The sequence below is a fragment of the Kitasatospora sp. NPDC059812 genome, assembly GCF_042732075.1.
In the GTDB taxonomy this organism is placed as follows: Bacteria; Actinomycetota; Actinomycetes; order Streptomycetales; family Streptomycetaceae; genus Kitasatospora.
The window spans coordinates 73,398-93,048 of the sequence record NZ_JBHWIO010000005.1 but is presented as its reverse complement, the minus strand read 5'-3'; the positions used below and the strand labels follow the sequence as shown (position 1 = coordinate 93,048).

Annotated in this window: 20 protein-coding genes; 8 read left to right on the top strand and 12 right to left on the bottom strand. The window is 71.6% G+C overall.

Features of this window, described 5'->3' with window-relative positions:
- The first annotated feature begins 182 nt into the window (after window positions 1-182).
- Both ACFV6D_RS04200 and ACFV6D_RS04195 read left to right on the top strand, forming a co-directional pair.
- The gene (locus ACFV6D_RS04200) at window positions 183-974 is read left to right on the top strand and encodes a hypothetical protein (RefSeq protein ID WP_380558264.1); all 792 of its coding nucleotides are present in this window, start codon (window positions 183-185) and stop codon (window positions 972-974) included.
- A 31-nt stretch (window positions 975-1,005) separates the two neighbouring features.
- On the top strand, window positions 1,006-1,215 hold the full coding sequence (locus ACFV6D_RS04195; protein ID WP_380558261.1) for a hypothetical protein: 210 nt from the start codon (window positions 1,006-1,008) through the stop codon (window positions 1,213-1,215).
- Between the two features lie 128 nt (window positions 1,216-1,343).
- Here the strand turns inward: ACFV6D_RS04195 and mqnP are convergent, their stop codons facing one another.
- Window positions 1,344-2,249 (bottom strand): menaquinone biosynthesis prenyltransferase MqnP, encoded by a 906-nt coding sequence (gene mqnP, locus ACFV6D_RS04190; RefSeq protein WP_380558361.1) that lies wholly within the window; start codon window positions 2,247-2,249, stop codon window positions 1,344-1,346.
- Window positions 2,237-3,694, bottom strand: a complete 1,458-nt coding sequence (locus ACFV6D_RS04185; RefSeq protein ID WP_063348882.1) for a menaquinone biosynthesis decarboxylase — start codon at window positions 3,692-3,694, stop codon at window positions 2,237-2,239. The genes mqnP and ACFV6D_RS04185 overlap by 13 nt, the downstream gene beginning before the upstream one ends.
- 90 nt (window positions 3,695-3,784) lie before the next feature.
- Between ACFV6D_RS04185 and ACFV6D_RS04180 the strand changes: the two genes are divergently transcribed.
- The 4 genes from ACFV6D_RS04180 to ACFV6D_RS04165 all read left to right on the top strand — a co-directional run bounded on the left by ACFV6D_RS04180 (window position 3,785) and on the right by ACFV6D_RS04165 (window position 7,382).
- Window positions 3,785-4,192: a PLD nuclease N-terminal domain-containing protein gene (locus ACFV6D_RS04180; protein WP_063348881.1), complete on the top strand. Its 408-nt coding sequence runs from the start codon at window positions 3,785-3,787 to the stop codon at window positions 4,190-4,192.
- 451 nt (window positions 4,193-4,643) lie between these two features.
- Entirely contained in the window at window positions 4,644-6,245 is a 1,602-nt protein-coding gene (locus ACFV6D_RS04175; protein WP_063348880.1) for an acyl-CoA carboxylase subunit beta, read from the top strand.
- A gap of 83 nt (window positions 6,246-6,328) precedes the next feature.
- Window positions 6,329-6,538 (top strand): acyl-CoA carboxylase subunit epsilon, encoded by a 210-nt coding sequence (locus tag ACFV6D_RS04170; RefSeq protein ID WP_063348879.1) that lies wholly within the window; start codon window positions 6,329-6,331, stop codon window positions 6,536-6,538.
- Window positions 6,539-6,764: 226 nt separating this feature from the next.
- Window positions 6,765-7,382 (top strand): ScbR family autoregulator-binding transcription factor, encoded by a 618-nt coding sequence (locus tag ACFV6D_RS04165; protein ID WP_063348878.1) that lies wholly within the window; start codon window positions 6,765-6,767, stop codon window positions 7,380-7,382.
- 55 nt (window positions 7,383-7,437) lie between these two features.
- Here ACFV6D_RS04165 and ACFV6D_RS04160 read toward each other — a convergent pair whose 3' ends face one another.
- The gene (locus ACFV6D_RS04160; protein ID WP_063348877.1) at window positions 7,438-8,064 is read right to left on the bottom strand and encodes a ScbR family autoregulator-binding transcription factor; all 627 of its coding nucleotides are present in this window, start codon (window positions 8,062-8,064) and stop codon (window positions 7,438-7,440) included.
- Window positions 8,065-8,414: 350 nt separating this feature from the next.
- Between ACFV6D_RS04160 and ACFV6D_RS04155 the strand changes: the two genes are divergently transcribed.
- Window positions 8,415-9,533, top strand: a complete 1,119-nt coding sequence (locus ACFV6D_RS04155) for a ScbA/BarX family gamma-butyrolactone biosynthesis protein (RefSeq protein WP_380338132.1) — start codon at window positions 8,415-8,417, stop codon at window positions 9,531-9,533.
- Between the two features lie 66 nt (window positions 9,534-9,599).
- On the opposite strand, the gene ACFV6D_RS04150 is transcribed toward ACFV6D_RS04155, so the two are convergent.
- The 7 genes from ACFV6D_RS04150 to hemL form a co-directional block, all read right to left on the bottom strand.
- A complete protein-coding gene (locus ACFV6D_RS04150) occupies window positions 9,600-9,986 on the bottom strand; it encodes a hypothetical protein (protein ID WP_380338130.1) in 387 nt (128 codons plus the stop codon).
- Between the two features lie 140 nt (window positions 9,987-10,126).
- Window positions 10,127-11,251, bottom strand: a complete 1,125-nt coding sequence (gene ccsB / locus ACFV6D_RS04145) for a c-type cytochrome biogenesis protein CcsB (protein WP_380558258.1) — start codon at window positions 11,249-11,251, stop codon at window positions 10,127-10,129.
- A gap of 3 nt (window positions 11,252-11,254) precedes the next feature.
- Entirely contained in the window at window positions 11,255-13,009 is a 1,755-nt protein-coding gene (locus ACFV6D_RS04140; protein WP_244293436.1) for a cytochrome c biogenesis protein ResB, read from the bottom strand.
- 2 nt (window positions 13,010-13,011) lie between these two features.
- The gene (locus ACFV6D_RS04135; RefSeq protein ID WP_380558255.1) at window positions 13,012-13,785 is read right to left on the bottom strand and encodes a cytochrome c biogenesis CcdA family protein; all 774 of its coding nucleotides are present in this window, start codon (window positions 13,783-13,785) and stop codon (window positions 13,012-13,014) included.
- Window positions 13,782-14,387, bottom strand: a complete 606-nt coding sequence (locus ACFV6D_RS04130) for a TlpA disulfide reductase family protein (RefSeq protein ID WP_363374910.1) — start codon at window positions 14,385-14,387, stop codon at window positions 13,782-13,784. Before ACFV6D_RS04130 ends, ACFV6D_RS04135 begins: the two co-directional genes overlap by 4 nt.
- A 162-nt stretch (window positions 14,388-14,549) precedes the next feature.
- On the bottom strand, window positions 14,550-15,197 hold the full coding sequence (locus ACFV6D_RS04125; protein WP_079136296.1) for a histidine phosphatase family protein: 648 nt from the start codon (window positions 15,195-15,197) through the stop codon (window positions 14,550-14,552).
- A gap of 72 nt (window positions 15,198-15,269) precedes the next feature.
- Window positions 15,270-16,598, bottom strand: a complete 1,329-nt coding sequence (hemL, locus tag ACFV6D_RS04120; RefSeq protein ID WP_063348870.1) for a glutamate-1-semialdehyde 2,1-aminomutase — start codon at window positions 16,596-16,598, stop codon at window positions 15,270-15,272.
- A 292-nt stretch (window positions 16,599-16,890) separates the two neighbouring features.
- Between hemL and ACFV6D_RS04115 the strand changes: the two genes are divergently transcribed.
- Window positions 16,891-17,520 (top strand): hypothetical protein, encoded by a 630-nt coding sequence (locus ACFV6D_RS04115; protein ID WP_371518320.1) that lies wholly within the window; start codon window positions 16,891-16,893, stop codon window positions 17,518-17,520.
- 64 nt (window positions 17,521-17,584) lie between these two features.
- Here the strand turns inward: ACFV6D_RS04115 and ACFV6D_RS04110 are convergent, their stop codons facing one another.
- Window positions 17,585-18,076, bottom strand: coding sequence for a MarR family winged helix-turn-helix transcriptional regulator (locus tag ACFV6D_RS04110; protein ID WP_063348868.1), 492 nt, complete (start codon window positions 18,074-18,076; stop codon window positions 17,585-17,587).
- Window positions 18,077-18,139: 63 nt separating this feature from the next.
- Window positions 18,140-19,432, bottom strand: a complete 1,293-nt coding sequence (locus tag ACFV6D_RS04105) for a glycosyltransferase family 39 protein (protein WP_380558252.1) — start codon at window positions 19,430-19,432, stop codon at window positions 18,140-18,142.
- Between the last annotated feature and the right edge of the window lie 219 nt (window positions 19,433-19,651).

Genomic DNA, 19,651 nt, shown 5'->3' with positions numbered 1-19,651 from the left:
TTCTGCTTGCGCCACGGAACGTAACACGCCGGTAGCAGCTGGTGTTAACCGGATTGACGATCAATCAGCGCGCGAAGCACTCGGGGGCGCACGCGAGTTGGCGCGCGCCTGGTAGACGATGGCGCATGAACCGGAGACCCGCACGCATGGGGCGTCTCATACTTCTCGCCTACGTTCGAGGCATGACAGAGAAGCGAGTTGACGACACGTCATCTGTGCTGGCGGTCGGCGTCCCCGGAGCGGTCGAGCAACACGTCGGACTGCAGCTCGCCGCCGCCGGGGTACGGGTGCGGACGCTGACGCGGCGGGCCCTGCTCGACCCGGCATCGCTGGAGGCGGCGGTCCAGGAGGCGGGCGCGGTGCTGCTGGGGTGGCCGTTCCCCACGGCGGACGAGGCGGCGGACGCGGTGGGGGTGCTGGCCCGGGAGGTCGGGCGGGTGGTGTTCCTCTCCTCGACGGCCGTCCGGGCCGAGGGCGAGGTGGAGGCGCTGCTCGCCGGGAGCGGGGTCCGGCACACGGTGCTGCGGGCGCACGGGTTCACCGCCGCGCTCCAGTGGGCGCAGGAGATCCGCTCCGGGGGCGCCGTGCAGGGCTACGGCGGCGCGGCCGGACTGAACCCGGTGGATGAGCGGGACATCGCGGCGGTCGCCGTCCGCGCCCTCACCGAGGACGGCCACGACGGCGCGCACTATCTGCTCACCGGCCCGGAGTGCCCCACCCAGGCGGAACAGGTGGACATCATCGGCGAGGCCGCCGGCCGCCCGGTGAAGTGGCAGGAGATCCCCCGCGAGGCGGCCCGCCGCCGCATGTCCGCCACCGGCCGGCCCGGGGTGGCCGTCGACAGCGCACTGGACTTCATCCACGCCCGCATCACCACCCCGAACCCGGCCACCACAACGGTCCAGGACCTCACCGGCCACCCACCCCGCAACTTCCGCACCTGGGCCACGGATCACGCCGCCCTGTTCCGCTGACCCGGCTAGGACGAGACGAGAGGAATGCCCCGTGAGTCACCCTGAGCCCGACCCCGTCCCTCGTGCATTCGCCGCCCACTGGGCCACCATGGCGGAGATCAAGCGGGCCCCGGCCACGGCGGAGGCCTTTCGACGGGCGAGCTACCTGGCCAATCACGCGGCGACGGAGGAGGAATGCCGCCTGTACGCCACGGAGGTCGCCGTGCTGTACCGGGCCGCCTTCGAGGCGGTGAACGGGTGAAGTTGGGGCTGGGCGTTAGTTCGATCAGGGCCAGGGACGTCTCCAGCGACAACGTGGCGCCCCTGGCAAATGTTGGTCGACGATAAGCACCAACGGCGACGGGGTCTACGCAAGCGGCTTCGCGGGGATCAGACCCCGATCCCACGGATGATCAGGTCCAGCAGGGCGAAGACGAACAGCGAGATGCCCACGAAGCCGTTGGTCTGGAAGAACGCCCGGTTCAGCTTGGAGAGGTCGTTCGGCTTGACGATGGTGTGCTCGTAGACGAACGCCCCCGCGACGACGACCAGGCCGACCCAGAACGCCGCACCGGCATGCGTCAGGAGCGCGAACCACCCCAGCAGGAGCGTCGTGACGACGTGGCACACCCGTGCGCCCCAGATGGCCGCCGGGATGCCGAAGCGGGCCGGTACCGACCGCACCTTGCCGTGCCGGTCGGACTCGACGTCCTGGCAGGCGTAGATGAGGTCGAAGCCGCCGATCCACACGCCGACCGCGACGCCCAGTACGAGGGCGTCCCTCGACCAGGTGCCGGTCACCGCGAGCCAGGCGCCGACCGGGCCCATGGCCTGGGCGAGGCCCAGGATGGCCTGCGGGAAGTCGGTGAAGCGCTTGCCGTACGGGTAGACCACCATCGGCACGACGGCGACCGGCGCGAGCGCCAGGCAGAGCGGGTTGAGCATCGCCGCCGCGCCGAGGAAGACGATCAGCGCCACGGCCGAGCCGGCGTACGCCGTCTTCAGCGACACCGCGCCCGTGACGAGTTCGCGCGAGGCCGTGCGCGGGTTCCGGGCGTCGATCTCGCGGTCGATGATCCGGTTGGCGGCCATGGCGAAGGTGCGCAGGCCGACCATGCAGACGGTGACGATGAACAGCTCGCCCCAGTGCACCCGCTTGTCGGCGAGGAACATGGCCGTCAGTGCGGCGGTGTAGGCGAAGGGCAGGGCGAAGACCGAGTGCTCGATCATCACCAGGCGCAGGAAGGCCTTCGTGCGCCCCGGGGTTTCGACGGCAGCCGTGCTCACAGCCCGTATTCCTTCCAGCGGCGGGACACCAGGGCGGCCGTGGCCGGGTCCGACTCGACCATCTCGGGCCACCCGCCGTCGCGGGTGTACCCCTCCTCGGGGAGCTTGCGGGTCGCGTCGATGCCGGCCTTGCCGCCCCAGAACTGCTGGTAGGAGGCGTGGTCGAGGTGGTCGACCGGGCCCTCGACGACGGTGAGGTCGCGGCTGTAGTCGACGTTGCCGAAGGCCCGCCAGGCGACCTCCTGGTAGTCGTGCACGTCGCAGTCGGAGTCCACCACGATGATCAGCTTGGTCAGCGACATCATGTGGGCGCCCCAGATGGCGTGCATCGTCTTCTGGGCGTGCTTGGGGTACTTCTTGTCGATCGAGACGATCACGCAGTTGTGGAAGCCGCCGGCCTCGGGCAGGTCGTAGTCGACGATGTCCGGGATGATGATCTTCAGCAGCGGCAGGAAGAACCGCTCGGTGAACTTGCCCAGCGGGCCGTCCTCGGTCGGCGGGCGGCCGACCACGATGGACTGGAGGATCGGGCGGCGGCGCATCGTCACGCAGTCGATCTTCAGCGCCGGGAACGGCTCCTGCGGGGTGTAGAAGCCGGTGTGGTCGCCGAACGGGCCCTCGGGGAGCATCTCGCCGGGCTCCAGCCAGCCCTCCAGCACCACCTCGGCGTCGGCCGGGACCTGGAGCGGGACGGTCTTGCAGTCGACCATCTTCACCCGCTCCCCGGCGACGAAGCCGGCGAACAGGTACTCGTCGATGTCGCCGGGCAGCGGCGCGGTGGCCGCGTAGGTCACGGCGGGCGGGCAGCCGAAGGCGATCGCGACCGGCAGCCGCTCGCCGCGCTTCGCGGCCACCGCGTAGTGGTTGCGGCTGTCCTTGTGGATCTGCCAGTGCATGCCGATGGTGCGGCGGTCGTGCCGCTGGAGCCGGTAGAGCCCGAGGTTGCGGATGCCGCTGTCCGGGTCCTTGGTGTGGGTGAGGCCCAGGTTGAAGAAGGAGCCGCCGTCCATCGGCCAGGTGAACAGGGCGGGCAGCTCGTCCAGGTTGACGTCGTCGCCGGTGAGCACGACCTCGTGGACCGGTGCGTCACCGGACTTCACGTGCCGGGGCGGCACGTGCGCCATCGAGGCGAGCTTGCCGAAGGCGTCCCGGAAGCCGGTGAAGCCCTGCGGCAACTCGGGCTTGAGCAGGCCGGCGATCTTCTCCGCGATGTCGTCCGGGCCCTTGAGGCCGAGCGCCTTGGCGAGGCGCCGCTCGGTGCCGAAGACGTTCATCGCGAGCGGCATCGACGAGCCCTTGACGTTCTCGAAGAGCAGCGCGGGGCCCTTGGCCTTCTGGACCCGGTCGACGATCTCGCCGATCTCCAGGTGCGGGTCCACCTCTGCCTTGATGCGCTTGAGGTCGCCCTCACGGTCGAGTGCCCGCAGGAACGAGCGGAGATCGTCGTATGCCATGCCTGTCAGTATCCGCCACCGGATAGCCTGGCTCCGTCAAGGGCCCCGGGAAGGCACCCGCCCCGACCGCCCCGCAGGGAGATCGCCGCCGTGCTGAGAATTCTTCTGACCATCGTCCTTCCGCTCGCGCTCTGGGTGTGGGCGTTCATCGACTGCCTGACCACGTCCGAGGACCAGGTGAAGCACCTGCCCAAGCCGGTGTGGGTGCTCATCGTGCTGCTGTTCCCGCCGGTGGGCCCGATCGCCTGGCTGGTGGCCGGCAAGCAGCGCGGCCTCCTGCGGACCGGGGCTCCCGACGACGCCGACGGTCGTCCGGGGCAGCCGGTCCGGCGCGACGGCCGCCCGCTCGCACCGGACGACGACCCCGAATTCCTCGCTTCGTTGAAGAGGAGCGACAACGATCACGAGGACATGCTGAAGCGGTGGGAGGCCGATTTGCGCCGCCGCGAGCAGGAGCTGCGGGGCGAGGACGAGCCCGAGGACGGCCGAAAGAGCTGATCGGAGCCACTGGGGGGATCCCCCGGACAGCCCACCCGGACGGCACCGGGTGGGCTGTGGTGTTTTTGGCGCTTCCCTACGACTCGGCGCCCTCCAGCACGGATCCGTACCGGTGCCCGACCGGACTTGAGCGGGGCTTGAGCAAGGCGCAAGAGGGCCGCCCTACATTACTGAACGAGGGCCCTGACCTGCGCTTTTCTTCATGTTCAGATCATCGGGCCATCACCTGACCGACAGCCCCCGGTATTCGAACGGACACCCAGTGCTCCGGCTTCGACACCACCGCTTCTGTGCAGGCCTGACATCTAAACGGACCTGACCTTGTACGGAATCGACGCCGAAACCAACGCACGGCCCCTCGTACAGTCATAAGTGAAGAAAGTGATTCGCAGCCGGGGGCACAGCAGACGTTGGCTGTCGGACAGTTCCCTCACCCTTGGAGTGGTTCGAGATGACGGTTGTGCATGAGGCGCCAGTCGACGGCGAGGTCCCCGAGGTCGCGGCCGACGCCCGCGGGCGGGTCGCCGAGCTGCACGAACTGCGCGAGAAGGTGCGGCGCGGCCCCAGCGAGAAGGCCACCGAGGCCCAGCACGCGAAGGGCAAGCTGACCGCCCGCGAGCGCATCGACCTGCTGCTGGACGAGGGCTCCTTCCGCGAGGTCGAGCCGCTGCGCCGGCACCGCGCCCAGGGCTTCGGCCTGGAGGCGAAGAAGCCGCACACCGACGGTGTGATCGTCGGCTGGGGCACCGTGCACGGGCGGACCGTCTTCACCTACGCGCACGACTTCCGGATCTTCGGCGGCGCGCTGGGCGAGGCCCACGCGCAGAAGATCCACAAGATCATGGACATGGCCATCGCGGCCGGCGCCCCGCTGGTCTCGCTCAACGACGGCGCCGGCGCCCGCATCCAGGAGGGCGTCACCGCCCTCGCCGGCTACGGCGGCATCTTCCAGCGCAACACCAAGGCCTCCGGCGTCATCCCGCAGATCTCCGTCATGCTCGGCCCCTGCGCCGGCGGCGCCGCCTACTCCCCCGCGCTGACCGACTTCGTCTTCATGGTCCGCGAGACCTCCCAGATGTTCATCACCGGACCCGACGTCGTCCAGGCCGTCACCGGCGAGAAGATCACCCAGAACGGCCTCGGCGGCGCCGACGTCCACGCCGGCGTCTCCGGCGTCTCCCACTTCGTCTACGACGACGAGCAGTCCTGCATCGAGGAAGTCCGCTACCTCCTCTCCCTGCTCCCCCAGAACAACCGCGAGATGCCGCCCCCCGCCGTCAACGACGACCCCGTCGAGCGCCGCAACGACACCCTCCTCGACCTCGTCCCCGCCGACGGCAACCGCCCCTACGACATGCGCAAGGTCATCGAGGAGATCGTCGACCACGGCGAATACCTCGAAGTCCACGAACGCTGGGCCACCAACGTCCTGTGCGTCCTGGCCCGCATCGACGGCCACGTCACCGGCATCATCGCCAACCAGCCCCAGTCCCTCGCCGGCGTCCTCGACATCAACGCCAGCGAGAAGGCCGCCCGCTTCGTCCAGATGTGCGACGCCTTCAACATCCCCCTCGTCACCATGCTCGACGTCCCCGGCTTCCTGCCCGGCGTCGACCAGGAGCACGACGGCATCATCCGCCACGGCGCCAAGCTCCTCTACGCCTACTGCAACGCCACCGTGCCCCGCATCCAGCTCATCCTGCGCAAGGCCTACGGCGGCGCCTACATCGTCATGGACTCCCGTTCCATCGGCGCCGACCTCTCCTACGCCTGGCCCACCAACGAGATCGCCGTCATGGGCGCCGAAGGCGCCGCCAACGTCATCTTCCGCCGCGACATCAACGCCGCCGAAGACCCCGACGCCATGCGCGCCCAGAAGATCAAGGAATACAAGAACGAACTGATGCACCCGTACTACGCGGCCGAACGCGGCCTCGTCGACGACGTCATCGACCCCGCCGAGACCCGCCAGGTGATCGCCTCCGCCCTGGCCATGCTCCGCACCAAGCACGCCGACCTGCCCAGCCGCAAGCACGGCAACCCGCCGATGTAACGCCCGCGCCCACGCGCGGCCCGCAGCACGCAGTTCCGAGCGACCACCACACACCACAAGCCACCGGGGGAGAAAACCAGACCATGACTGCTTCCGCCGAACCCCTCGTCCGTATCGTCCGCGGCTCGCTCTCCGACGAGGAGCTGGCCGCCCTCACCGCCGTGCTGATGGCCCGGGCGGCCGTCGCGCAGCAGGCCGCCGCGACCGCGCAGGTCGAGCCGATCGCCAACTGGCAGCGCCTGGAGCGCCGCCCGGCCTACTACTCGCCGGTCAGCTGGCAGCAGGCCGCCTGACGGCCCGGAACCTCCCGCGACGGCCGGTCACCCCACCCGGGTGGCCGGCCTTCCGGCCTTCCCGGCGGCCTGGGGCACCGGTCCCGGCCGGTCCGACCACCGGGTGTCCGCTCCGCCCCGGCGCGGCTCGGTAGAATACCTACTGGACGGTATGCGGCCCGCCGCCCCGTCGGCCCCCATAGGATCGGCCGCTGCCGATGGACCAGAACTATCCAGGGAGGCTGCGATGGCCAGGCAGGCCCGCGCGCTGGCGACCCGCCAGACGGTACTCCTCGCGGCGGCCGAGGTGTTCGACGAGCGGGGCTACGCCGCCGCCACGATGTCCGAGATCCTGGACCGGGCCGGTGTCACCAAGGGCGCGCTGTACTTCCACTTCCACTCGAAGGAGGAGCTGGCGCTCGCCGTCATCGAGGGGCAGGGCGCCTGGCTGGGCACCTGGCAGCCGTCCTCGGACAGCCCGGTGCAGACCCTGATCGACCTCGGGTACGCCTTCGCCCACGCCCTCCAGGACGACCCGCTGGTGCGCGGCAGCATCCGGCTGACGATCGAGCACGGCAGCTTCACCCAGCCGCAGATCGCCGCCTACCAGGGCTGGTCCGACGTGGCCCGCGGGCTGCTGGAACGCGCCCGGGACGCCGGGGACCTCCACCCGGGGATCGACCTGGCGGCCGCCGCCGGGGTGATCACCGGGGCCGTCACCGGGATCCAGCTGAGCTCCCAGGTGCTGACCGACCGGCGGGACCTGATCCAGCGGATGTCCGACCTGTGGACGCTGGTGCTGCCCGGCCTGGTCCAGCCGCACGCGCTCGCCCGGCTGAGCGTCGCCGAGCGCGTGCCTTCCTAGGGCGTCTCCCGGACGTTTCCCAGGGCGCTTGCCGGGGCTCTCCGCCCAGGGCCGCTCAGAGCCGGTAGCCGGCGCAGTGCTCCACCGCCACCAGGGCCGGCAGCGCGGCCGCCCAGAGTCGGCCGACGGCCTCCGGACCGGGCCGGTCGGCCTCCTCGGCGGCGAGCAGCACCTGGCCGGCCGCCATCGTCGTCAGCAGTTCGGCGGCGGCCCGGCGGTCCAGCCCGGGGCGCAGCTCGCCGGCCTCGGCGGCGCGGTCCAGCAGCCGGTGGACGACGGCGGTGAGGCTGCGCCAGGCGGCGTCCGCGCCGGGCGGGCCGTCCGGGGTGTCGGCCCGGGGCGGGCCCTGGCGGCCGAGCCGGACGCCGGCCCGGACCATCACGTCCTCGCGCAGCAGCCGGGCGAGTTCGTGCGAGAAGTCGATCAGGCCCTGGAGGGCCGGTCCGCCGGAGCGCAGGGCGCGCAGCGCGGCCGAGCCGATCTCGCGCCCGGCGGCGGCGCGCACGCCGTCGGCGAGGGCCTGCTTGGAGACGAAGTGGAAGTAGAGGGCGCCCTTGCTCACCCCGGCCCGGCGGCTGATGTCGACCAGGCTGGCGGCTTCGAAGCCCACGCCGGCGAACGTGTCCGCCGCGGCGAGCAGCACGGCACGCCTGGTCCGCCCCGCGCGTTCCTGCTTGACCACTGGGCCCCTCCGGACTCGGCCGGACGCGTTTCCCCCCGCCCGCCCCGCTGCTGTCAGCGCGCCGCCGTTGGGGGCGACGCCTCGCATGCGGACGGCGCCGACCGAAACCGCATGGTTGGTATCTAATCTAGCTCCTTCGCGGACCCCGCCGTCCAGTGGGGAGCACCCCCGCCCCGGGCCTGCCACCCCCCGGGCGGCCATTACCCCAGTCCAGGGTAGGGGTAGCGTGGTCGCGTCGGGCTGCGCGGCAGGGGCCACCCCAGACGCAGAAGAGAAACCGGGTGGTCTGTATGTTTTATCTCAGGCGACCGTACCGGCCGCTCGACCGTCACCCTGGAGTAGGGCCCGTCATGCCATTGATCGTAGAGCCGGACGCCCACGGTCCGTACGCCCACCCCGGTCCCGGCTACGACTTCCACGAGCGGACCGTCTCCCGCCACCTGGTGCACCGCACCTCGGTGTCCGAGGTGTTCCTCACCGGCTGGCAGGCCACCGGTCCGTACGACTTCCTGCTCGGCGCCCAGTGGCCCCGGCTGCACGCCTTCTACCGCCTGCCCGGGGACCGCTTCCACGACCCGGTGCTGATGGCCGAGACCATCCGACAGGCCGGGCTGCTGATCGGCCACGCCGGCTTCGGGGTGCCGCGCGGCCACCACTTCGTCATGGAGGACCTCTCCTACGCGCTCGGCCCGGACGGGCTGCGCGGCCTGGCCGTCACCACCGGGCCGGCCTCGCTGATGCTCGCGGTCGGCTGCGAGGACGTCCGGATGCGGCACGGCCGGCTGGTCTCGCTGCGGGTGCACATCGACATATCCCGGGACGGCCACCCGATCGGCCACGGCTCCGGCCAGTTGCGGGTCGTCTCCCCCGCCTCCTACGCCCGGCTGCGCGGCCCCGAGCGGCGGGCCGCCACCCTGCCCCGGCTGCCCGCGCCCACCGCGCCCGAGCTGGTCGGCCGCGCACAGCCCACGGACGTCGTACTCAGCCCCACCCTGCGGCCCGACACCTGGCTGCTGCGCACCGACGCCGGGCACCCGGTGCTGTTCGACCACGAGCTGGACCACGTGCCCGGGATGCTGGTGCTGGAGGCCGCCCGGCAGGCCGCCCAGCGGCTGCGCCACCCCGAACCGGTGGTACCGGTCGAGCTGGTGACGTCCTTCGACCGCTACATCGAGCTGGACCGGCCCTGCCTCGTCCAGGCGGTCCACGAGCAGGCGCCGGACGGCCGCCGGCTGCCCGTCCGGGTGCTGCTGGTCCAGGACGGGCGGACGGCGGCCGACTGCCGGCTGCTCACCGAACCGATCGACGGACCCGCCGACGGATCGGCGGACAGGCCGACCGACAGACGGGGTGACAGACCGGGCGACAGACCGGCCGAGCCGCCGACGGTGCCCGCCCGGCGGGAGGCCTTCGACGACCGCCCCGCCGGCCAGGGCATCGGCAGCCCCCGGCTGCCGCTGGCCAGTTGAACGGCCTCCCCTGAGCACCCCCTGAGCACCCCTTGAGCGCCCCCTGAGTACCCCCTTGGCCGCCCGCTAGGCGGCGACCAGTGCCGACGGCCGACCCGCGTGCATCACGCTGAGGTTGGTGGCCAGCCGGACCGGGTCCTGGGCCAGCCAGAGCCGCAGCGCCGCGCCCAGCATCGCGCTGGCCGACTCGATCCGGACCTCGGTGACCTGCGCGATCCGCGCCGCGCCGGGCACCAGCAGGTCGGCCAGCGGGGTCGGCAGCCAGACCGTCAGCGCGCACGGCGCCGGCGCCGTCAGAGCGCCCAGCAGGCGGTAGGCGTCCCCCGGCGAGCTGAGCGTGGGGATGATGTCCAGCAGGCCGTCGGCCACCACCTCGGACACGTCGCTGCGGTGTCCCTGGGCGAGCCGGCGGAGCAACGTGCGCTCGGCGGCGGTGATTCGGACGGTCAGCATGACCTCGTCGCACTCCATTGCGCGATTTCCTCCTCGTTCCTCCCCGTGCCGGCCGGCGGCCGGCACGAACTACCCCTGTCGCACCTCGGCCCGGCTACCTTCTGCGGAGAGCCGGGCCGGTGGGTGACTGTGTGCCCCGGTCAGATCCCCGCGTAGGAGTGCTTGCCGGTGACGAAGATGTTCACGCCGTAGTAGTTGAAGAGCCAGCAGGCGAAGGCCGCCAGCGCCAGGTAGGCCGCCTTGCGGCCCTTCCAGCCGGCCGTCGCGCGGGCGTGCAGGTAGCAGGCGTAGGCGACCCAGGTGATGAACGACCAGGTCTCCTTCGGGTCCCACTCCCAGTACTTGCCCCAGGCCGCCTCGGCCCAGATCGCGCCCGCGATGATGGTGAAGGTCCAGAGCGGGAAGACCAGGGCGTTGATCCGGTAGGACAGCTTGTCGAAGGTGGACGCGGCGGGCAGCCGGCGCCAGACCGACGCCGGGGTGCCCAGCGGGCCGGTGGTCAGGCCGGCCGCGATCCGCTTGTCGAAGGAGTCCTTGCCGAGGTACAGCAGCGTGGCGATGAACGCCGCGTAGAAGGCGCCGCCGCAGAAGATCGCGGTCGAGACGTGGATCGCCAGCCACGGCGAGTGCAGCGCCGGGACGAGCTGCTCGGAGTCGGTGTAGAGCACCGTGGTGGCGATGCCGAGGGTCAGCAGCCCCGCGAGCACGACCGGCAGGCCGAGCCAGCGGACGTTCTTCTTCGAGGCCAGCAGCACCAGGTACGCCGCCGTCATGGCGAAGGCGAAGGCGCAGGAGAACTCGTACATGTTGCCCCACGGCCAGCGGGAGACCGAGAGGCCGCGGGTGACGATGCCGGCGGCGTGCAGCAGGGCGCCCAGCACGGTGAGCGAGACCGCGATCCGGCCGGCCAGGTCGGCCCGGGTGCTGTTGCCGGCCGCGCCCGGGCCGTCTTCCTCGTCCGCGCCGCGCCCGCTGGTGACCACCGTCGCGCCCTCGCCCGCCAGGGCGGTGCGGGTGAGCGTGGTGGTGCCGCCGCCGGCCCCCGCCACGGTGACGGTGACCTTCTTCGCGCCCTTGGTCCCGGCGACGGTCTCGGACAGGCTGCCCGACTGCTCCGTCGAGCGGACGGCGACGGCGCCCTTGCTGCCGAAGGTCCACTCGATCATGTGGGCGAACATGGCGAGTGTGTAGACCACCATCGCCGAATAGATCAGCTTGTTGGAGAGGTCGGCCAGCTGTGGGTCGACCCCCGAGGCGAGATGCACCGTCTACTCCTTGGAGTTCTGGTCGGCAGGGACTGCGGGGTCCTCGGGCGCGGGGCCTTCGGCTGTGGGGCCTTCGGGCGCGGGGCCTTCGGGTGCGGCGTCGTCCTCGTCCTCCGACGCCGGGGCGTCGTCCTGGAGGTCCACCGCGAGTTCGGCCAGTTCCTCGGCGATCTTCGCCGACTCACTGCGGGCCAGGCCGGCCAGCTCCACCTGGGTGCCGCCGCCCGGCAGGGCGACCGCGCGCACCCAGATCCGGCGGCGCTGCACGAACAGCGAGCCGATCAGGCCGAGGATCGCCAGCACCGCACCGGTCAGGGCGATCGTGTTGCCCGGGCGGTGCGAGACGTTGAAGCTGGCCCACTGCTTGTAGCCCTCGAAGGTGACGCTGCCGTAGCCGTCCGGCAGGTCCCAGGCCTGGCCGGGCTTGAGCCGGGCCTTGGCGGGCTGGCCGTCCTGGGTCAGCTGGGTCAGCTTGCGGGTGTTGAGCTGGTAGATGTTCTGCGGCAGGCCGGAGTCGGTGCCCAGGTCGCCCGCGAAGGCGTTCAGCACCAGCTCGGGGGCGGCGTCGCCGGGGAAGAGCGAGATCGGGCCGGTGCCCTCGAAGCTCAGCGGCGCGGTCGGCAGGAAGTAGCCGGAGAAGCCCATCTGGGTCGAGCTGCCGTCCGGTCCGACGCCGTAGTCGGAGACCTTCACGACACCGGTCGAGGTCAGGTTGCCGTCCTGCGGCAGGAACGGCACGGAACCCCGGTAGACGACGTCGCCCTTGCCGTTCTTGACGGTGATGACCGGGGCGTAGCCGTGGCCGATCAGGAAGACCTTGCTGCCGCCGATCTCCAGCGGGTGGTTGACCTCGATCGTGCCCTGCTTGAGCTTCGAGGTGTCCTCGCCCGCCGTGTACTCGACGTTCGCGGTGAACTGCCGGGCGGCGCCGATCTGGTCGCCCTTGTCCTGGAACTTGGCGGTGAAGCCGTTCAGCTTCAGGTAGAAGGGGTCGAGGTCCTCGGTGCCGTAGAACCGCGTGCCGTTGAAGTCGTCGAGCTGGGTGATGGTGTTGGAGTAGCCCTCGCCCTCGACCATCAGCTTGCCGCCGGTGCCGGACGCCAGGCTGGCCCAGGCGAAGCCGCCGAGCAGCGCGAACAGCGACATGTGGAAGAGCAGGTTGCCGACCTCGCGCAGGTAGCCCTTCTCGGCGGCCACCGAGCCGCCGGCCAGGTTGGTGCGGAACCGGCGCTTGCGCAGCAGCCGGTGGGCGGCGGCGTTCACCGCGTCGGCGTCCGCCTCGGTGCGCCAGGCCGCGTAGACCGGCATCCGGGTCAGGTTGCGCGGCGCGGTCGGCGGCTGGGCCCGCAGCACGCCGACGAACTGCCAGGTGCGCGGGACGATGCAGCCGGCCAGCGAGACGAACAGCAGGATGTAGATCGCGGAGAACCAGACCGAGCTGTAGACGTCGAACAGCTGGAGCTTCTCGTAGATCGGCGCGACCGCGGTGTGGTGCGTCTTCCACGCCTCGACCTTGAGCAGGCCCTGGCCGTTCTGGTACTGCGGGATCAGCGAGCCCGGGATGGCGGCCAGCGACAGCAGGAAGAGCAGGATCAGCGCGACCCGCATCGAGGTCAGCTGGCGCCACATCCAGCGCGCCCAGCCCAGGACCCCTATGCCGGTCGGGCCCTCGGACTCGACCGGCGCGGTGCTGAGCCGCTCGGCGGCCGCGTCGTCCGGCGCCAGGGGCAGCTCGGCCTCGGTCGTGGTCTTGCTCACGGTCAGATTCCGATCGAGAAGTCGGCGGTCCAGGACTGCAGTTCACTCATCATGGAGTCCCAGACTCCGGTGACGAGCAGCAGACCGACCGCGACGAGCATGCCGCCGCCGATCCGCATGACGAGCGGGTAGTGCCGCTTGACCCAGCCGAAGGCACCCAGTGCCCGGCGGAAGGCGAGCGCGGCCACGATGAACGGTACGCCCAGGCCGAGGCAGTAGAAGGTCATCAGCAGGGCGCCGCGCTCCGCGTCGGCCTGGTTCAGGGCCAGGTTCTGGACGGTCGCCAGGGTCGGGCCGATGCAGGGCGTCCAGCCGACGCCGAACACCATGCCGAGCAACGGGGCGCCCCACAGGCCGACCGCCGGGCGGCGGTGGGAGCGCACCTCGCGCATGCTCAGGCCGGGGACGAGGCCCATGAAGGCGAGGCCCATCACGATGGTCAGCGCGCCGAGCACGATCGAGATGACCCGCTTGTGCGCCTGGAGGGTGTCGCCGAACTGGCCGAACAGCGCCCCGCCCGAGACGAACACCGCGGTGAAGCCGAGGATGAACAGCGTCGCCCCGAGCAGCATCCGGCCGCGCCGGGCACCGCGGGCGTCCGCGAGGTCGGCGGCGGAGAAGCCGGTCACGTACGACAGGTAGCCGGGGACGAGCGGCAGCACGCAGGGCGAGAAGAACGAGACCAGCCCGGCGGCCAGCGCGATCGGCGCGGCCACCAGCAGTGCCCCGCTCTGGAGGGTCCCGGTGTTGTCGGCGAGTTGTAGCGGCAGGCTCACTGCTTCTGCTCCGCGACCACCGGCTGGAGGATCGACTCCAGCGCGTCCTGGGTCGTGCCGCCGACGGCGCGGGCGGCCAGCTTGCCGTCGCGGTCGACGATCAGGGTGGTCGGGAGCGACTGCAGGCTGAGGCTGCCCTTGGGGAACTTGAGCAGCTGGGTGCCGGCCGGGTCGAAGATGCTCGGGTAGGTGACGCCCTGCTCCTGCTCGAAGCGGACGGCGTTGGTCTTGTCGCTGTCCCGGGTGTTGACGCCGAGGAACTGGACGCCCTGGTCCTTGTACTTCTCCGAGACGGCCTGGAGGCTCTTCGCCTCGGCCCGGCACGGCCCGCACCAGGAGCCCCAGACGTTCAGCACCACGACCTTGCCGTGGTAGTCCGAGAGCTTGGTCTGGCCGCCGTCCAGGGTCTCCCCGGAGATGTCGGGGGCGCTCCCACGCTTGCCGGTGTCCACCTTCGACAGGTTGGTCCCCTTGACGGTGACGAAGCCGACCTGGCCTTCGCCGCTGCCCGACGAGCCCGAGGAGGAACAGCCGGTGAGGACGAGCGCAGCGGCGGCGACAGTGGCGGCGGCTGCGGCGACACGGGGACGGGGGCGCGCCATGGCAGACATGTGAAAAGTTTCGCATGGAGTTCCGGGCAGGTTCGCCGGGGTCCTCCCTAGCGCGTCGCACCCCCTCTGACCTGTGGCGGAGTCGGGCCGCCAGGCTCTCGCCGGGCGGCCCGATCCCATATTTACGCGGGGTTTACCAACGGCCCCGCGGGCTCACGCGCCGAAGCTCTTGCCCACCGGCTTGTCCTTGCCGCCCTTGCCGATCAGGTGCGCGGGCAGCAGGTCGCGGGCCGGCTCGCGGTAGCCGACCGAGACGATCTTGTCGCCCTCGAAGGTGAAGCTGGTCAGCGAGGCCAGCGAGCACTGCCGGCGGCGCGGGTCGTGCCAGAGCCGGCGGCGCTCGACGAAGGAGCGGACGATCCAGATCGGCAGCTGGTGGCTGACGCAGACCGCCTCGTGCCCGCGCGCGGCGTCCCGGGCGGCGCCGAGCGCGCCCATCATCCGCACCACCTGGTCGAGGTAGGGCTCGCCCCAGGAGGGCTTGAACGGGTTGGTGAGGTACTTCCAGTAGCCCGGGTTCCGCAGCGAGCCGTCGCCGACGCCGAAGGTCTTGCCCTCGAAGATGTTGTCCGCCTCGATCAGCCGCTCGTCCGCCGCGACGTCCAGGCCGTGCGCCTTGGCGATCGGCCCGGCGGTCTCCTGGGCCCGCTCCAGCGGGGACGCCACCACGTGGGTGATGTCCCGGCCGGCCAGGTCCTCGGCGACCCGCTCGGCCATCTCCCGGCCCAGCTCGGACAGCCGGTAGCCCGGCAGGCGCCCGTACAGGATGCCCTCCGGGTTGTGCACCTCACCGTGCCGCATCAGATGGACGACGGTGATCTCTTTGGCGCTCACTTCTCAGTACTCCTGGGGCTCGCAGGGATGGTTCGGGGCCTAGACCGTGGCCGCGGCGGCCGCGCGGGCGGCGGCCGGAAGGGCGGCGGCGATCCGCTCGATCGCCCGCTCGTCGTGGGCGGCCGAGACGAACCAGGACTCGAAGGCGGACGGCGGCAGGTAGACGCCCTCGGCGAGCATCGCGTGGAAGAAGGCGGTGAAACGGTACGCCTCCTGAGTCTTGGCCTCGTCGTAGTTGGTGACGGCGGCCTCGGTGAAGAACACCGAGAACATGTTCCCGGCGGTCTGCAGCCGGTGCGTCACGCCCTCCTTGGTGAGCGCCTGCGACACCAGGCCGGAGATCTCGGCGGCGACCTTGTCCACCGTCGCGTACACCTCGTCGGTGCAGCCGCGCAGTTGGGCCAGGCCGGCCGCGGTGGCGATCGGGTTACCGGACAGGGTGCCCGCCTGGTAGACCGGGCCGGCCGGGGCCAGGTGGGCCATCACGTCGGCGCGCCCGCCGAAGGCCGCGGCCGGGAAGCCGCCGCCCATGACCTTGCCGAAGGTCAGCAGGTCCGGCGCCCAGCCCTCGTTCGCCGCCTCCAGGCCGTACCAGCCGGCCTTGGAGACGCGGAAGCCGGTCATCACCTCGTCCGAGACGAACAGCGCGCCGTTCGTCCGGCAGAGCCGGGCCAGGCCCGCGTTGAAGCCGGGCAGCGGCGGGACGACGCCCATGTTGCCGGGCGAGGCCTCGGTGATCACGCAGGCGATCTCGCCCGGGTGGGCGGCGAAGGCCTGCTCGACGGCGGCCAGATCGTTGTAGGGCAGCACGATGGTGTCGCCGGCCTGGGCGCCGGTGACGCCCGGGGTGTCCGGCAGGCCGAAGGTGGCCACGCCCGAACCGGCGGCGGCCAGCAGGGCGTCCACGTGGCCGTGGTAGCAGCCGGCGAACTTCACCACCTTCGCGCGCCCGGTGAAGCCGCGGGCCAGCCGGATCGCGGACATGGTGGCCTCGGTGCCGGAGGAGACCAGGCGGACCTGCTCGACCGGGGCGACCCGGCCGACGATCTCCTCGGCCAGCTCGACCTCGCCCTGGCCGGGCGTGCCGAAGGAGGTGCCGCGGGTGACCGCCTGCTGGACGGCGTCGATCACCGCGGGGTACGCGTGGCCGAGGATCATCGGGCCCCACGAGCACACCAGGTCGACGTACTCGCGGCCGTCGGCGTCGGTGAGGTAGGGGCCGGTGCCGGACACCATGAAGCGCGGCGTGCCGCCGACCGCGCGGAAGGCGCGCACCGGGGAGTTGACGCCGCCGGGCGTCACGACGGAGGCGCGGTCGAACAGCGACTGGGACTGGGGGGCTTCGTAGGGGTAGCTCACGGGAGACATGGTCTCAAATCGTGTCCTTGAGCTCTGCATGTCGGACCCGATCATCTGGAACGATGATCCGGGCACCGTTGTCTGTACGGTTGTCCGTACAGACGGGGCCGCTGACTGCTCCGGAGCACGGACCAGTCAGACTGTGCACTCAGAGTGCGCAAGTGTTCCGGTTGTGTGCAGGGGTGTGGAGAGGACTGCCGCGTACCGCGAGTGGGTACGGCGGCGCATGACGGGTAAGGAGCACGTCCGGAGGGACGCCGGACGTGCGGGGGTCTGTCGATTCCGGCGAATTCCGGTGAGGATGGTCCGAGTGTCCGAGGCGCAGGACGGCTACGACGAGGCTGCGGGGGGCTCCCGCAGGCCCGCCGAAACCGCACGCGGGGGTAAGGGAGCGGGCACGGGTCGTGGCCGCCGCGGCGGCGAGAGGCGGGGTGAGGGACGCGTGGGGGTGACGTACAAGTACTTCGGCGCACCGGATCGCGCCACCGCCGCCAGAGTCCCCACCGCCCTCGGACCCGGCGGGCTCGGCCTGGACGCCGGCGAACTCGGTTCGCTCGGGCGGCTCGGCGACCTGATGGAGACCAGCGGCTCCCCCAACGGCCACCTCTCCACCAAGATCAAGCCGGAGACCATGAGCGCCATGGTCCTCACCGGCATCCAGGGCGTCCCGCTGCACCAGGTCCCGCCGCTGGAACTCGTCGTGCTGCACCCCGACTACGCCGTCGTCCAACTCCCGCAGAACGTCGTCGAACCGCTCCGCAAGGCCGACGAGACCGAACTCGGCGCCGCCGCCTTCATCTGGTCCACCGTCCCCGACCGGCGCGGACCGCGCGACGCCTTCGTGATCTACAGCATGCTGCACGAGTGGCAGGACTTCGCCAACCGCCTGCACGAGGCCGGGCACCAGCTGTACTGCCTGGTCTGGCCGTAGGACTTCCGGGGCCCTTCGCCCCGGCCGTCGAACGGCGGCCGGGGCGAAGGGATATGACCTCGCGTCAGTTCGTCCGGGCGCGGCGCGCCCGCCGTACCGCCCGTTCGCTCTCCACCGGCTCCGCCAGCGGCCCGTCCACCAGGCGCGTCAACGCCGACACGAACACGTCCCGCTCCGGGCCGGGCAGTGACTCCAGCACCTCCCGGTGCACCCGGTCGGCGATCGCGGTGCCCCGCTCGACGGCGCGCTCGCCCGCCTCGGTGACGGAGATGATCCTGGCCCGGCGGTCGGTCGCGGACGGGCGGCGCTCGGCCAGGCCCGCCTTCTCCAGCTCGTCCACGGTGACCACCATGGTGGTCTTGTCCAGGTCCGACAGCTCGGCCAGCTGGATCTGGGTGCGCTCGGTCTCCTGCGCGTGGAACAGCACGGAGTACGCGCGGGGGGTGATCCCGAGCTCGGTGAAGGCGGCCGCCATCCGGGTCGCCAGCACGTGGCTCGCGTGGTCCAGCAGGCCGGAGATGTCACGGATCTGGCGCACGGGCGGGGTCGTCGTCATACGTCCGAGATTAGCAACGGCCCGTCCGCTGCCGGATGATCCCGTTGGCAACCAACCCCGGGTCTACGGGATGCCCAACTCGAACAGCGCATACCCCGCGTACCAGCCCGCCGCCACCACGGGCATCGCGAGCAGGCCGACCAGCGAGGACGTCCGCACCCGGCGCAGCGCCACCGCCAGGCCGATGAACAGCGGGAAGGCCGGCAGCAGGTAGCGCGAGATGTTGCCGAAGATCTGGTTGCTGCTCAGCGCGGTGGCGATGGTGAGCACCGTGTAGACCACCAGCACCAGCGGCGGCCGGGTGCGCCACAGCAGCACCAGCAGTCCGGGCAGGGCCATCAGCAGGGCGATCGCGATCAGGTCCGGGACGGGGTTGGACTGCCAGAAGTTCCAGTGCCCGGTGATCACGTCCATGACGGTGCGGACCGTGGAGGCGCCGGCGTCGAAGTAGCGGTTCCAGGCGCCCCGCTGGAGCTTGAAGTAGCCGCCCCAGTCGCCCATCCGGTAGCCGACCCAGACGACGTACCCGATCAGGCCCCACGGGGTGATCAGCATCGCGGTCAGCGGCCGGGCCACCCCGTCGGTGCGCCGGATCAGCGCCACCAGCGCGGCGATCGACACCGCGGCGATCAGCGCGGCGGCGGTCGGCCGGTTGAGGCCCGCCACCAGCGCCAGCACGCCGGCCGTCAGCCAGTGGCGGGTCATCACGCAGTAGCAGGCCCAGGCGGACAGCGCGACGAACAGCGAGTCCGAGTAGACCGCCCACTCCACCCCCGAACCCGGGAACAGGCCCCAGATCACCGCGGCGATCACGCCCGCCCGGAAGCCGCCGAGCCGCTCCGCGATCGCGAAGATCCCCGCCGCCGCGACGAGCGAGGCGATCACCGAGACGGCGATCCCGGAGCCGTACGGGCCGAGCCCGGTGACCGCGCCGACCAGCCGCATCAGCCACGGGTAGAGCGGGAAGAAGGCGGCCGAGTTCTCGTAGTAGGAGGCCAGCGGCCAGCCGTGCATCGGGAGCAGCTGCGGGTCGTAGCCGTTCTCGGCGATCCGCTGGTACCAGACGCCGTCCCAGGTGCCCAGCACGTCCCACGGCTGGGCTCCGCCGCCGCGGCCCGGGTTCTTCTTGAGGTAGTCCCCGGTGTGCGACAGCAGCAGCATGAAGACCGTGAGGCCGATGGCCTTGACCACCGCGTACGCCCCGAGCGCGGGCGCGAAGCGCTCCACCAGGGCGCCGAACCGCCCGGGCCGCCGGGCCGCCCGCTCCTCGGAGCGCTCCGCGGGCCGCTCCGTCTCCGGCGCCGCGGGCGCGCCGGGCTCGGTGCTGGACGACTCGGTGCTCGATGCCGTGCTCATCTGCTCTGGGTACTCCCCGCCACGCTGGTGGTCCGCGCGGCTACGGCGCAGCGATTTCAGGTGAGCCTACGGCACACCCCCACCTGCCCCGCGAACGCCCGCCCGCCCCGAAAACCCCGTGGCGGGGGCCCCCCCCCCCCCGGGCCGCGCGGCCGGGGGGGGGGGGGCGGGGGGGGGGCGCCGGGTGGCGGGGGTGGGGGGGGTGGGGGATGTGGGGGT

What these genes read in the sequence shown, in the direction of transcription:
- ACFV6D_RS04125 (WP_079136296.1), bottom strand. Translation starts at nt 15,197, where the DNA reads ATGCGGCACGGTGAGGTGCACAACCCGGAGGGCATCCTGTACGGGCGC.
- ACFV6D_RS04150 (WP_380338130.1), bottom strand. Translation starts at nt 9,986, where the DNA reads ATGCTGACCGTCCGAATCACCGCCGCCGAGCGCACGTTGCTCCGCCGG.
- ACFV6D_RS04185 (WP_063348882.1), bottom strand. Translation starts at nt 3,694, where the DNA reads ATGGCATACGACGATCTCCGCTCGTTCCTGCGGGCACTCGACCGTGAG.
- ACFV6D_RS04175 (WP_063348880.1), top strand. Translation starts at nt 4,644, where the DNA reads ATGACGGTTGTGCATGAGGCGCCAGTCGACGGCGAGGTCCCCGAGGTC.
- ACFV6D_RS04200 (WP_380558264.1), top strand. Translation starts at nt 183, where the DNA reads ATGACAGAGAAGCGAGTTGACGACACGTCATCTGTGCTGGCGGTCGGC.
- ACFV6D_RS04130 (WP_363374910.1), bottom strand. Translation starts at nt 14,387, where the DNA reads ATGGCGCGCCCCCGTCCCCGTGTCGCCGCAGCCGCCGCCACTGTCGCC.
- ACFV6D_RS04170 (WP_063348879.1), top strand. Translation starts at nt 6,329, where the DNA reads ATGACTGCTTCCGCCGAACCCCTCGTCCGTATCGTCCGCGGCTCGCTC.
- ACFV6D_RS04110 (WP_063348868.1), bottom strand. Translation starts at nt 18,076, where the DNA reads ATGACGACGACCCCGCCCGTGCGCCAGATCCGTGACATCTCCGGCCTG.
- ACFV6D_RS04165 (WP_063348878.1), top strand. Translation starts at nt 6,765, where the DNA reads ATGGCCAGGCAGGCCCGCGCGCTGGCGACCCGCCAGACGGTACTCCTC.
- hemL (WP_063348870.1), bottom strand. Translation starts at nt 16,598, where the DNA reads ATGTCTCCCGTGAGCTACCCCTACGAAGCCCCCCAGTCCCAGTCGCTG.
- ACFV6D_RS04105 (WP_380558252.1), bottom strand. Translation starts at nt 19,432, where the DNA reads ATGAGCACGGCATCGAGCACCGAGTCGTCCAGCACCGAGCCCGGCGCG.
- ACFV6D_RS04115 (WP_371518320.1), top strand. Translation starts at nt 16,891, where the DNA reads ATGGTCCGAGTGTCCGAGGCGCAGGACGGCTACGACGAGGCTGCGGGG.
- ACFV6D_RS04155 (WP_380338132.1), top strand. Translation starts at nt 8,415, where the DNA reads ATGCCATTGATCGTAGAGCCGGACGCCCACGGTCCGTACGCCCACCCC.